Source organism: Duganella radicis (assembly GCF_009720825.1).
GTDB lineage: Bacteria > Pseudomonadota > Gammaproteobacteria > Burkholderiales > Burkholderiaceae_D > Rugamonas > Rugamonas radicis.
This window is the reverse complement of sequence record NZ_WNKY01000036.1, coordinates 48,458-61,574: the sequence shown is the minus strand read 5'-3', so window position 1 is coordinate 61,574 and position 13,117 is coordinate 48,458. Positions and strand designations below refer to the sequence as shown.

Sequence of the window (13,117 nt, the reverse complement as noted above, 5' to 3'; positions counted from 1 at the left end):
GCCACCGGTAGCCGCCGCACCGGCGCCGCGCCCTGCGCCGCCGCCGCGCGCGGGCGACAAAGTGGAAGTCATCAAAGGTCTGGAGCGTAGTTCACAACAATTTTAAGCATTGGAGAACGCGACTTGAGTATCGTATCTTCCGCGCCATTCCCTTCCGTGCCGCTGGGGGCCGCCGCCCTCGCGGTCCTGCTGAGCGCCGCGCCGCCCGCCACCGCCGCCACCGGCCAGCTCAAGCCGCCCAAGCCCGCCGCCGTCGCCAACGCGGTCCCGGCCGCCAGCGCCGCGACCACGGCGCCGGGCGCTGCGGCAGGGATCGAACTGGCGCGCGAGATCACGCTCTCTGCCGGCAAGTCGACGCTGATGCGCCTGCCCTACGCGGCCGCGCGGGTGGCGGTGGGCGACGCCAAGGTGGCCGACGTCATCCTGCTCAACCCGAGCGAAATCTACATGCTGGGCAAGACCACCGGCGCCACCAACCTGATCGTCTGGAACAAAGCCAATCAGGCCACGGTGATCGACATCACCGTCGGGCTGGACACCGCCGCGCTGCGCCAGCAGTTCAGCGAACTGTTCCCCAACGAGCGCGACATCCGCATCACCGTCTCCGGCAATTCGCTGATCCTGCACGGCACGGTGGCCGACTCGGTGCGCGCGGCGCAGGTGGTGGCGGTGGCCACCGCCTACCTGCAACGCACTGCGCGCAACGGCAATCAGGGCACGGCCGCCGCGCCCGATGCGGCGGCACAGGCGGCGCAAGCGGCGGCTGGCAGCGGCGCCCCCACCGCCGCCTCCGGCGCGGCGGCCGGCGCCGCCTTCCAGGCCGCCATGGACCCGATGTCCGGCCTGTCGCAAGGGGGCAACGGTGGCGGGCGCGTGGTCAACATGCTGTCGGTGGCGGCGCCGCAGCAGGTGATGCTGGAAGTGAAAATCGCCGAGGTGTCGAAAACCCTGGTCGACCAGCTGGGCGCCAGCGTCGGCCTGAACGGCTCGCGCGGCAGCTGGACTTACACCATGCTGTCCAATCTGCTGAGCGGCAATCCGGGCAAGGTGGATGCCTTCAACAGCAAGAGCGGCAAGTTCGTCACGCTGGATGCGCAAAAGAACGACGGCCTGATCAAGGTGCTGGCCGAGCCCACCGTGATGGCCATCAGCGGACAGGAGGCCAGCTTCCTCGCCGGCGGCAAGATCTACATTCCCGTCTCGCAAAGCAATACCGGCGGCACGCCGCAGATCACGCTGGAGGAAAAGGAATACGGCATCGCGGTCAGGTTCACACCGACCGTGCTGGATAACGGCCGCATCAACCTGCGCGTGTCGCCGGAAGTGTCGGAGCTGAACCGCGAAGGCATCGGCGTCAGCGCGACCGGCAGCACCGCCACCGCCATCCTGCCCTCGTTCACCACGCGGCGCGCCAGCACCACGGTGCAGCTGTTCGATGGACAAAGCTTTGCGATAGGTGGGCTGATCAAGAACAACGTCACCAGCAGCATCAAGGCGTTTCCGGGCCTCGGCGAGATACCGATACTGGGCGCGCTGTTCCGCAGCAGCGATTTCCAGAACGACCGCACCGAGCTGGTGTTCATCGTCACGCCGCATTTGGCGCAGCCGCTGCCGGCCGACCACAAGCTGCCGACCGACGACTACGTCCAGCCCAGCCGGGTCGACTTCTTCTTGAACGGCAAGCTGGAAGGCGCGCCACCGTCCACGCCCGCGCCAGCCCAGGCCGCGCCCCCCGCGCCTTCCGTGCCGACCGTGCCGGCTGCCGGCGCCGCACCGCCCGTCGCGTCGCCCGGCGGTGGTGCGACGCCACCGCCCGCCGCCCCGCCCTCGGGCGGCAACCACTAGGAGGCGCCATGCGAACACTCGTCATCCTGCTCGCCGCCCTGCTGACCGCCTGCGCCAACTCGCCCCGCCTCGACCGCGAATTCGGCAGCAGCGTGCGCGCCGCCCGCGCGCAACAGACGCTCAATCCGCAAGCCGGCCGCGAATCACCGCCGCGCCCGGTCAACGGCCTTGACGCGCAGGCGGCGGCCGGCGCCTACCAGAACTACCAGCAATCCTTCATCACCAAGGACGACCAGAGCAACAACTTCACCATCGGCGGCCGACGCTAGGCCAACGCTAAGGAGCGGCACACTTGAAGATCACCGTCATATCCCGCGACGAACGCCAACTGGCCGACCTGATGCGCCTGCTGCGCGCGCGCTCGCCCTCCGATGAAATCGATCACCTGGTGGGCAACGTCAGCCGCACCGCCGCCCTCACCGACGAACACCTGCCGGACGTGCTCATCATCGACCGCCCGCAAAGCGACGACGGCGACCTCGAACAACTGGAACGCTTCTCCGCGCAATACCCCAACATCGCCTGCGTCGCCCTGTGCATCGACCAGGACCCGCAATTCCTGCTGCAAGCCATGCGCGCCGGCGTGCGCGAAGTGCTGCCTTCGCCGGTGTCCAGCAACTCGCTGTACCCGGCCATGGAACGCATCGCCGACAAGCTGGAACGGCGCGGCCAGACCAGCGGCAAGGTGCTGGCCTTCATCTCCTGCAAGGGCGGCAGCGGCGCCACCTTCCTCGCCACCAACCTCGGCTACGCGCTGGCCGCCAGCGGCAAGCAGAAAGTGGCGCTGATCGACATCAACCTGCAATTCGGCGACGCCTCGCTATTCGTCTCCGATCACAAGCCGCTGGCCACCCTCAGCGACGTGGCGCAACAGATTCACCGGCTCGACCCGTCCTTCCTGGCCTCGTCCATGCTCAGCATTACGCCCAACTACGGCGTGCTGGCGGCGCCGTCCGATCCGGCCCACGCCAACGACGTCAAGCCGGACCACATCGACGCCATCCTCAAGCTGGCGCGCCGCCAGTACGACTTCGTGCTGCTGGACGTCGGCCGCAGCCTGGACGCGGTCAGCATCCGCGCGCTCGACCACGCCGACCAGATTTTCCCCATCCTGCAAACCACGCTGCCCTACATCCGCGACAGCAAGCGCCTGCTCAACGTGTTCCGCTCGCTGGAATACGGCAAGGAGAAAATCCAGCTGATCGTCAACCGCCACGACAAGAACAGCGAAATCCGCCTGAAAGACCTGGAGAGCGCCTTCGACGCCGAAATCGCCTTCACCATCCCCAACAACTACGACTCGGCCGCCGCCTCGGTGAATCAGGGCGTGCCGGTGCTGCAACTGGAGCCCGGCGCGCCGATCAGCCAGTCGCTGGCCGAACTGGCGCGCAAGCTCAGTGGCGAGGCGGCGCCGGTGCAGCAAGGCGGCAACTGGCTGGCCAGGCTGGGCCTGCGTAAATAGAGGAACGCATCATGAGCAATCCCGTCTCCCTGCGTGAACGACTGGAAAACACCGATGTGCGCGGCTCCGGCCAGCGCGTGCAAGGCGGCATCGACAACCGCGCCTACCAGAAACTCAAGCAGCGCCTGCACGCCGCCCTGCTCGACCGCGTCGACCTGGAAAGCATGCAGCGCCTGACGCAGGACCAGATCCGCGTCGAACTGCGCAACCTGGTCGAGAAACTGCTGGAAGAAGACGCGGTGGTCATCAACGACGCCGAACGCAAAACGCTCACGCGCGACATCCAGAACGAAATGCTGGGCTTCGGCCCGCTGGAGCCGCTGCTGGAGGACCCCACCGTGTCCGACATCCTGGTCAACACCTACCGGCAAATCTACGTCGAGCGGCGCGGCAAGCTGGAACTGACCGACGTCACCTTCAGCGACGACGCCCACCTGATGAAGATCATCGACAAGATCGTCTCGCGCGTCGGCCGCCGCATCGACGAATCGAGTCCCATGGTGGACGCGCGCCTGCCGGATGGCTCGCGCGTCAACGCCATCATCCCGCCGCTGGCCATCGATGGTCCCATCATGTCGATCCGCCGCTTCTCGGCCGACCCGCTGCGCCTGGCCGACCTGGTGGCCTATGGCTCGATGACGGCCGACATGGCCGAGGTGCTGCAAGGACTGGGCAAGGCCAAGGTCAACATCGTCATCTCCGGCGGCACCGGCTCCGGCAAGACCACCATGCTGAACGTGATCTCCGGCTTCATCAGCCCATCGGAACGCATCGTCACCATCGAGGACGCGGCCGAGCTGCAACTGCAACAGCCGCATGTGGTGCGGCTGGAAACGCGCCCGCCCAACATCGAGGGCAAGGGCGAGGTCACCCAGCGCGCGCTGGTGCGCAACGCGCTGCGCATGCGGCCCGACCGCATCATCCTCGGCGAGGTGCGCGGCGCCGAAGCGCTCGACATGCTGGGCGCCATGAACACCGGCCACGAAGGCTCGATGGCCACCATCCACGCCAACACCCCGCGCGACGGCCTGACGCGGCTGGAGAACATGGTGTCGATGGCTGCCGCCAGCCTGCCCACCAAGGCCATGCGCCAGCAGATCAGCAGCGCGGTCGGCGTCGTGATTCAGGTCTCGCGCCTGACCGACGGCAAGCGCAAGGTGATGTCGATCCAGGAAGTCACCGGCATGGAGGGCGAGATCATCACCATGCAGGAAATCTTCGCCTTCAAGCAGACCGGCCTGGCCGACGACGGCAAGGTGCTGGGCCACCACACCGCCACCGGCATCCGCCCGCGCTTCATCGAACGGCTGCGCAACTTCGGCGTCAACATCGGCTCCACCGTGTTCGACCCGTCGGGATACTGATCATGGACCTGCGGCTGCTGCTGTTCAGCATCCTGATCTTCGCCGCCGTGGCGCTGGCGGTGTGGGGCGCCTACACCGGTTGGAACAACGCGCGCGGCCCCGAGGCCGAACGCATCGCGCGCCGCCTGCGCAACGCCATCGGCGACAGCGGCAGCGAGCTGGCGGTGTCCATCACCAAGGAACGCACGCTGGCGCACGATCCCGGCATGCAGCAGCTGCTGACACAACTGCCCGGCATCCAGAAGCTGGACCGGCTGCTGCTGCAAACCGGGCGCGGCATGAACGCGGCCCAGCTGGTGGCGCTGATGGCCGGCTGCCTGCTGATCGGCTTCATTGTCGCCAGCTCGCTGCGGCTGCCGTGGTTCGGCCGTTTGATGCTGGCCTGCGTGACGGCCTCGCTGCCGGTGTTCGAAGCCATGCGCGCCAAGCGCAAGCGCATCCTGCGCATCGAATCGCTGCTGCCCGACGCGCTCGACATGATGGGCCGCGCCATGCGCGCCGGCCACGCCTTCCCCACCGCGCTGAAAATGGTGGGCGAGGAAATCCCCGATCCGCTGGGGGCGGAGTTCCGCATCGTGTTCGATGAAGTGAACTTCGGCGTCTCCATGCCGGACGCGCTGATGAACCTCGCCTTGCGCGTGCCCAGCACCGACCTGCGCTACTTCGTGATCGCGGTGCTGATCCAGCGCGAGACCGGCGGCAACCTGACCGACCTGCTGGCCTCTATCAGCGCCATCATCCGCGACCGCCTCAAGCTGCTGGGCCAGGTGAAGGTGATGTCGGCCGAGGGCCGCATGTCGGCCTGGGTGCTGGGCCTGATGCCGTTCGCGGTGGGCGGGCTGGTGTCGGTGGTGAATCCCGGCTCGCTGGAAGTGCTGTTCACCGATCCGGGCGGACGCAAGATGCTGACCGTGGCGGCGGTGCTGATGGTGATCGGCATGCTGATGATACGCCGCATCACCACCATCCGGATCTGAGGAGGCGGCGGCCATGACCATCATACAAATCATGTTCCTGCTGGTGGTGTTCATCGCCGTGTTTGCGGGCGTGGTGCTGGCGGTGCGCCTGTTCACCGTCAACCCGGTCAAGGACCGGCTGGAAGCGCTGCACGACCGCAGCCAGGTCACGCGCAAGAGCGCCGTGTGGATCGAGGCCATCGTCAACCTGGCCGCGCCGCTGGCGAAACTGTCGCTGCCGACCGAAGGCTGGGAAAACTCGCCGGTGCGCATGCGCTTCATCAACGCCGGCTGGCGCACGCCGTCGACGCCGGCGCTGTTCTTCGCCGGGAAAACCGGGCTGGCGGTGCTGCTGCCGCTGATCGTGTTCCTCTACCTGAGCAGCAAGGCCGTGGCCACCGACGGCAACGTCAAGCTGTTCTGGATGGTGGTGGCCGGCGGCCTCGGTTACTACCTGCCCAACGTGGTGCTGAATCACGTGGTGAAAACGCGCCAGCGCGACATCTTCGAATCCTTCCCCGACGCGCTCGACCTGATGACGGTGTGCGTGGAGGCCGGCCTGGCCATGGACGCCGCCCTGGCCCGCGTGGCCAACGAGATCGGCCTGAAAAGCGTGGTGCTGGCCGAGGAGATGCAGCTGGTGACGCTGGAACTGCGCGCCGGCAGCGCCAAGGACAAGGCCCTGCGCAACCTGGCCCTGCGCACCGGCGTCGAGGACGTCGACGCATTGGTCACCATGCTGATCCAGGCCGACCGCTTCGGCACCAGCATCGCCGACTCGCTGCGGGTGCAATCGGAACAGCTGCGCACCAAGCGCCGCCAGCGCGCCGAGGAGCACGCGGCCAAGATCTCGCTCAAGCTGCTGTTCCCGCTGATCTTCTTCATCTTCCCCAGCCTGCTGGTGGTGCTGCTGGGCCCGGCGATGCTGAACCTGTACCGCAACCTGCTGCCCGCCATGGCCGGCACCAATTAACAGGAGACGACATGACCTTGCGTTATTTGCTGGCCCTGATGTGCGCACTGCTGCTGGCTGCCTGCGGTGGCGGCGGCAGCGGCGGCGGTTGCACCGCCATCGATCCGAACCGCGACAGCAGCCTGCCCGGCTGCCCGACCACCACCACGCCCAGCACCAAGCCGACGCTGACCATGACCGTCACCGACGCCAGCGGCGCCGCCGTCACCACGCTGGCGCCGGGCGGCAGCGCCGTCGTCACCGCCACGCTGGTGGACGCCAACAACAAGGCGGTGCCGAACAACGCCGTCACCTTCAGCAGCACCGACAAAAACGCCGTGTTCTCCTCGGCCGGCGGCACCGCCGTCACCGACGGCAACGGCAAGGCCACCATCACCCTCAGCGCCAGCGCCGCCAGCGCGGCCGGCGGCTACGCGGTCACCGCCAACGCCACCCTGAGCGGCAACGCGCTGACCGTCAGCGCCAGCTACAACGTCAGCTCGCCGCCACCGGCCGCCGCCAGCCAGCTGGTGTTCGTGTCGGCGCTGCCGCAGACCATCGCGCTGAAAGGCACGGGCGGCGCCGGCCGCCAGGAAACCGCCACCGTCACCTTCAAGGTGATGGACAACAGCGGCAACGCGGTGGCCGGCCAGCAGGTCAACTTCGCGCTCAACACCAGCGCCGGCGGCATCACCCTCAGCCCGGCCAGCGCGACCAGCAACTCGGCCGGGGTGGTCACCACCAGCGTCTCGTCGGGCACCATCAACACGCCGGTGCGCGTCAGCGCCACGCTCGGCGGCGGCGGCATCGGCACCCTGTCCGACCAGTTGGTGGTGTCGACCGGCGTGCCGGAGCAGAACAGCTTCTCGCTGAGCGCCGTGATCCGCAACGTCGAAGGCGGCCAGTACAACGGCTGCACCGCGCCCACCGGCACCCTGATCAGCGCTCGCCTGGCCGACCACTTCCACAACCCGGCGCCGGACGGCATCGCGGTCAGCTTCACGGCCGAAGGCGGCAGCGTCGATGCTTCCTGCCTGACCGGCCTGACGCAAACCACCCAGCCCGATGGCACGGTGGTCACCACCAAGGGCACGCCGGGTGAATGCTCGGTGCGCTTCTGCCCCGGCAACCCGCGCCCGGCCGACGGCCGCGTCACCGTGCTGGCGTACGCGCTGGGCGAGGAAAGCTTCGTCGACAGCAATGGCAACAACCGCTACGACGCCGGCGAACCGTACACCGATCTGGGCGACCCGTTCCGCAACGACCGCGCCGTCACCGACGCCAACGCCAACGGCATCGATGACATGTATGCCAGCGGCAGCGCGGCGCGCGTGGCCGGCGAGCAGTACATCGATTCCAACAACAACGGCAGCTGGGACCTGAGCGGCAATGGCGTCTACAACGGCGTGCTGCAAAGCGCCGGCGCCGGCGGCAGCGCCAACACCGTGCATGTGCGGCAGTCGCTGGTGATGGTGCTGTCCAACAGCACGCCGGCGGTCAGCCTGCTGGAAAGCGCCAGCCCCACCGGCGGCACCCTGACGCTGGAAGCGTGCAGCAACGGCACGCCCTTCGTCAACACGCCGCGCACCTACCACTTCGCCATCCGCGACAACAACCCGACCGTGTTCGCCAGCAACCGCATGGCGCTGTATCCGGGCGATCCGCTGTGGCGCTACGACCGGCCCGGCAACCCGCTGCCGGCCGGCACCCAGATCCTGTTCACCGCCTCCAACGGCCTGCTGCAAAGCAGCGCCACCGTGACCGTGCCCAACACCGGCGCGGCCGATTCCAGCGCCTGGGTGTATGCCGTCACCATGGCCAGCGACGCCACCCAGACCGCCACTTACGTGTGCAGCAATGTCAGCAGCTCCGGCGTGCTGAACATCACCGTGACCACGCCCAACGGCACCATCACGCAATTCACCTTCCCGGTGTCTGACTGATGAACCAGCCGCCCGTCCCCTACGCCGACGGCCGCCTGCATGCGCGGCCGGACGTGCTGCGGCTGATGGACCACCAGCGCCAGCCGCCGCTGGAAGCGGGCACCCATCAGCTGTCGTTCGGCGACGGCCGCAAGGCGCTGCTGCACGTGCCGCCGGACGCCAACGCCGAGGGCCGCCGCCTGCACCTGCTGTTGCTGCTGCACGGCGCCGGCGGCCGGCATGGCGGCGGCGATCACATCGCGCTGGGTCACGCGGTGCGCCATGGCGCGCTGCTGCTGGTCCCGGACGCGCAGGACAGCAGCTGGGACTTCCTGCGCGGCGGCTTCGGCGCCGACCTGGCCTTCATCGACCGCACGCTGCTGTGGACCATGCAGCGCTATGAAGTGGACGAGCAGGCCATGGCGATCGCCGGCTTTTCGGACGGTGCCTCGTACGCGCTGTCGGTGGGGCTGATGAACGGCCATCTGTTCAGCGACATCCTGGCGTTCTCGCCGGGCTTCATGGCGCCGCTGCGGCGCGAGGGCCTGCCGCGCATCTTCGTCTCGCACGGCAAGGATGACCGGGTGTTGCCGGTGGCGCGCGGCGCGGCCATCGCGCAGCGTCTGGCGCAGGAAGGCTATGAGGTGGCGTACCAGGAATTCGACGGCGCCCACATCGTCTCGCCGGCGATCGCGCGCGCGGCGCTGCACCGGCTGGAAGAGTAGCTTACTCGGGCTGCGCCACGCACACGCGGTTGCGGCCTTCCGACTTGGCCACGTACAGCGCCTTGTCGGCCGCCTCCACCAGCATGCCGGCCAGGTGCACGCCGCGCTTGGGCGAGATGGTGGCCACGCCGGCGCTCAGGGTCACATGGGCCAGCGGGCTGCCGCTGTGCGGCATCTGCATGTGCGCCACCGCCTGGCGGATGCGCTCGGCCACCGCCTGCGCGCCCGTGACGTCGGTGTTCGGCAGCAGGATGCCGATCTCCTCGCCGCCATAGCGCGCCGTCAGGTCGCCCGGCCGCTTGGGCGTGAGCGCGCGTATCAGCTTGCTGACGGTGCGCAGCACCTCGTCGCCGGCGCTGTGGCCATACACGTCGTTGTACTGCTTGAAGTAGTCGACGTCGATCATGATGAACGCCAGCGTGTCCTCGTGCCGGGTGGCGCGGCTGAACTCATTGCCCAGCGTGACGTCGAACTGGCGCCGGTTGGCCAGCCCGGTCAGGCCGTCCTGCATGGCTTGCCGCTCCAGCGTGCGGTTGGCGCTTTCCAGCGCGTCGCGCGCCTTGCGCAGCTCGGCCTCGGCCAGCGCGCGCAGCTTGATCTGGTCCACCAGCCGCTTGCCGAAAAAGCCGATCAGCGCCGCCAGCACCACCACCCCGATCGAACGAGTGAAGGTATCGCGGCGCCAGCGCTCCAGCATCTCCTCGCGCGAAATGCCGGCCGTGACAAACAGCGGATAGTGCTCCAGCGGCCGGAAACTGTGCAACCGTATTTCGCCGTCGTGCAGAGACTGGAAAAAGGCGCTGCCGGCGCGCGCGCCGCCGGCCTGCCGCGCGTAATGGCGATACAGCTCGCTGTCGCGCATGCTGCTGCCGACCCGTTCGGCGTCAAACGGCTTGCGCAGCATCAGCACGCCGTTGTTGCCGACCAGCGCCACGGCGCCGCGCGCGCCGACGTCAAAGCTCTGGTAAAAACGGCGGAAATAATCGATGTCCAGGGTGGCCAGCACCACGCCGCCGAAGCTGCCGTCGGCCTTGTTCAGGCGGCGCGACACCGGCATGATCCACTTGCCGGTGTCGCGGCTGATCACCGGGTCGCCCACGTGCGGACCGCGCTCGGGATGGGTGCGGTGATAGATGAAGTATTCGCGGTCGGCGTTGTTGTAGGACTGGCTGAGCACGCCGCGCGAGTTGACGATCCAGCGGCCGTTTTCATCGTACACATACAGCCCCACCAGCTGTGGCAGATTTGCCACCTGCGCCGTCATCTGCCGTTGCACGCGCGCCAGCGCCGGCGCGGCCTGGCCATCGGTCTCGATGCGTTCGACCAGATCGGTCAGCGCGGTGTCGGCCGCCTTGATGGTGTCGTCGGCCTGCTGCGCCATGGCGCGCGCCACGTTGGCGCCCAGCCGTTCCATCTCCAGCAGCTGGAAGCCGCGCGCATTCAGGCTGCGCCAGACGTCGACCCCGACCAGCGACAGACAGACCACGCTGACGAACACCGTGGCCCAGAAAGTAATGGAAAATCGCTTAGACATAGGCGCGCGCAGGAGATGGCACTCCTGACGTTATACCGCAAAAATGGTGCCCCGTGGAACTAGCCCTGCGCCAGCATCGGTTGCAGCTTTTGCCACGCCAGCTCCGGCGTCAGCTTGACCATGCAGTCCTGGTGGCCGAGCGGGCATTCGCGCTGCTTGCACGGCGCGCAATCGAGGCGCAGCGAAATCGACGCCGCCAGGTCGGAAAACGGCGGCGCGTGATCGGGATCGGTGGGGCCGTACAGCGCCAGCACCGGGCGGTTCAGCGCCGAGGCGATGTGCAGCAGGCCGGAATCGTTGGCCACCACCGCCGCCGCGCGCGCGATCAGGGCGATCGCTTCCGGCAGGCTGGTGGCGCCGGCCAGGTTGAACACCGCAGCGCCCGCATTTGCCCCAGCTTGCAAGGCCGCCGCCACCTCGGCGCAAGCCTCCTGGTCCTTGGGCGAACCCAGCAACGCGATCTGGGTCGATGGGTCGCGCGCCAACACTGCCTGCGCCAGGCCGGCGAAGTGGCGCGCCGGCCAGCGCTTGGCGCCGCCGAATTCCGCGCCCGGCGCCATCGCCACCAGCGGCCGCGCCGGGTCGATGGCGTGGCGCGCCTGCACCGCCGCGATCTGCGCCGGCGTGGCCATCAGGCGCGGACGCGGCAAGGCCGCGCGCAGGCCCGGCCCCTGCACCGTCACCGGCGGCCTGGCCAGCGCCGCGTAGAACGGCACCATGGGGCGCGGCGGCAGCTCGTCGTGGTGCATCACATTGATCATGCCGTAGCGGCTTTCGCCCTTGTAGCCGACGCGTTTCCTGATGCCGGCCAGCCACGGGATCAAGGCGTACTTGATGGTGTTGGGCAGCACGTAGGCGTCGGCGTAGCCGCGCTTGCGCAGCAGGCGGGCGAACTTCCAGCGCTGACGCAGTTGCAGGGCGCCGTGGCGGAACGGCGTTTCCAGCACCTCGTCCACCTCCGCCACCTGCTTCCACACCGACGACACGCCGGGCGGCGCCAGCACGTCGATGGGGCGCTCCGGATGGGCCGCGCGCAGCAATTGCAGCAGCGGCTGCGCCATCACGGCGTCGCCGATCCAGTTGGGGGAAATAATCAGGGTGCGCAGTGCATTCAACGGGCTTCCTCCTTCGCATTCAGGCACAGTCCCGCCAACAGGAACAGCATCATCGCGTAAAACATATTGCTGCGCACCGACCAGAAGATCACTTCCGTCAGGCCGAAGCTAAAGTAACTCAGGACCAGCAGCATGCCGGCCAGCGCCGGCGCGCGGGCGCCGCCGCCACGGTGCATCTGGGCGCGGAAAAACAGGAACGGCATCAGCAAGGTGGCGCCCCAGGCCACCAGCCCGGCCACGCCGCCAAACACCGTGGCCTGCAGGATATCGTTGTGGAAGTGCTCGAACTCCAGCACATACGGATGGACCCGGCCGGACTTGACCAGCTCCTGCATCTCCGCCTTCACGGTCGGGATGGAGGCGCCCAGCAGCGGATGGCGCTCGATCAGTTGCAGCGCGCTGCGCCACAGCTCCAGCCGGATGCCGACGCTGGTGTAGCTCGGGCCGCCGCTGAAATACTGCTGCACGTCGCTGATGCCCTCGTCGATGCGCTCGCGGGCGCCGGTCTGCGGAATAAAGTAGGTGCTCACCAGCAAGGCCAGCGCCAGCAGCGCCAGCCCCTTGCGCAGGCGGCCGCGCAGCACATGGCCGTAGCGCACCAGCAGCACCACGGAAAACAGGATGGCGACCCAGCCGCCGCGGGTGCCGCTGGCGATCGAGCCGGTCAGGCCGGCCAGCGCGCCCAGGCCGGGCCAGATGGCGGCGCGGCCGGCGAAGTCCAGCGTGCCGGCCAGGCACATCAGGGCCATGCACAGCATGATGTCGCCAAAGGTGATCGAGTTGATCAGGCCGCCCGGGCGCTCCACCCCCATGCCCCAGCGCTGGTAGGCGATGAACACGGCGCCGGCCACGGCGCCGGCGATCAGGCCCCACCACAGCGCCTTGCGGCTGGGACGGCAGGCCAGCACGGTCAGCATCACGGTGGAGGCGGCCAGCATGCGGAACGGTTTTTCCAGGTCGCGCAGGCGGCCGTCGCCGCTGAGCAGGCCCAGGAACAGGGCCAGCAACAGCACCGCGCCAAACGCTATCAATACCCCGCGAATCTCAGTAAGATGGCGCAACAGCTCAGGCCAGCCCCGGCGGTGGTAGACCACGGCGGTGATCAGGAAGGCGAAGCTGCACAGGCCAACCCCCGGGCGGGTGATCAGCAGCAGGAAGGGGAAGGCAAAAATCAGGCTGTGGATAAAGACAGTGCTGGCGGTGGACTGGGCTGAGGTATTATTCATTCATATTATCGTTTAT

General features: G+C 68.0%; 11 protein-coding genes. 8 read left to right on the top strand and 3 right to left on the bottom strand.

The annotated features are described in order from the left end of the window. Window positions 1–123: 123 nt before the first annotated feature. From GM676_RS23775 to GM676_RS23740, 8 genes are read left to right on the top strand one after another with little or no spacing between them, the layout of a single operon-like run. Window positions 124–1,845, top strand: coding sequence for a type II and III secretion system protein family protein (locus GM676_RS23775; protein WP_155466604.1), 1,722 nt, complete (start codon window positions 124–126; stop codon window positions 1,843–1,845). An 8-nt stretch (window positions 1,846–1,853) separates the two neighbouring features. Next, window positions 1,854–2,114 carry a hypothetical protein gene (locus GM676_RS23770; RefSeq protein ID WP_155466603.1) on the top strand — a complete coding sequence of 87 codons (261 nt, stop codon included), beginning with the start codon at window positions 1,854–1,856 and terminating at the stop codon, window positions 2,112–2,114. A gap of 23 nt (window positions 2,115–2,137) precedes the next feature. Then, complete coding sequence (locus GM676_RS23765) at window positions 2,138–3,307, top strand: CpaE/TadZ family protein (RefSeq protein WP_155466602.1); 1,170 nt, start codon at window positions 2,138–2,140, stop codon at window positions 3,305–3,307. Window positions 3,308–3,318: 11 nt separating this feature from the next. After that, the gene (locus tag GM676_RS23760) at window positions 3,319–4,671 is read left to right on the top strand and encodes a TadA family conjugal transfer-associated ATPase (protein WP_155466601.1); all 1,353 of its coding nucleotides are present in this window, start codon (window positions 3,319–3,321) and stop codon (window positions 4,669–4,671) included. A 2-nt stretch (window positions 4,672–4,673) separates the two neighbouring features. Continuing rightward, window positions 4,674–5,648, top strand: a complete 975-nt coding sequence (locus GM676_RS23755; RefSeq protein WP_155466600.1) for a type II secretion system F family protein — start codon at window positions 4,674–4,676, stop codon at window positions 5,646–5,648. Window positions 5,649–5,661: 13 nt separating this feature from the next. Beyond that, entirely contained in the window at window positions 5,662–6,600 is a 939-nt protein-coding gene (locus GM676_RS23750) for a type II secretion system F family protein (protein ID WP_155466599.1), read from the top strand. An 11-nt stretch (window positions 6,601–6,611) separates the two neighbouring features. Continuing rightward, complete coding sequence (locus GM676_RS23745; protein ID WP_155466598.1) at window positions 6,612–8,522, top strand: Ig-like domain-containing protein; 1,911 nt, start codon at window positions 6,612–6,614, stop codon at window positions 8,520–8,522. Beyond that, window positions 8,522–9,226, top strand: coding sequence for an alpha/beta hydrolase (locus GM676_RS23740; RefSeq protein ID WP_155466597.1), 705 nt, complete (start codon window positions 8,522–8,524; stop codon window positions 9,224–9,226). The genes GM676_RS23745 and GM676_RS23740 overlap by 1 nt, the downstream gene beginning before the upstream one ends. A gap of 1 nt (window position 9,227) precedes the next feature. On the opposite strand, the gene GM676_RS23735 is transcribed toward GM676_RS23740, so the two are convergent. From GM676_RS23735 to GM676_RS23725, 3 genes are read right to left on the bottom strand one after another with little or no spacing between them, the layout of a single operon-like run. Beyond that, window positions 9,228–10,760 carry a sensor domain-containing diguanylate cyclase gene (locus GM676_RS23735; protein ID WP_155466596.1) on the bottom strand — a complete coding sequence of 511 codons (1,533 nt, stop codon included), beginning with the start codon at window positions 10,758–10,760 and terminating at the stop codon, window positions 9,228–9,230. A gap of 59 nt (window positions 10,761–10,819) precedes the next feature. Then, entirely contained in the window at window positions 10,820–11,875 is a 1,056-nt protein-coding gene (waaF, locus tag GM676_RS23730; protein ID WP_155466595.1) for a lipopolysaccharide heptosyltransferase II, read from the bottom strand. Continuing rightward, complete coding sequence (locus GM676_RS23725) at window positions 11,872–13,101, bottom strand: O-antigen ligase family protein (protein WP_155466594.1); 1,230 nt, start codon at window positions 13,099–13,101, stop codon at window positions 11,872–11,874. Before GM676_RS23725 ends, waaF begins: the two co-directional genes overlap by 4 nt. Between the last annotated feature and the right edge of the window lie 16 nt (window positions 13,102–13,117).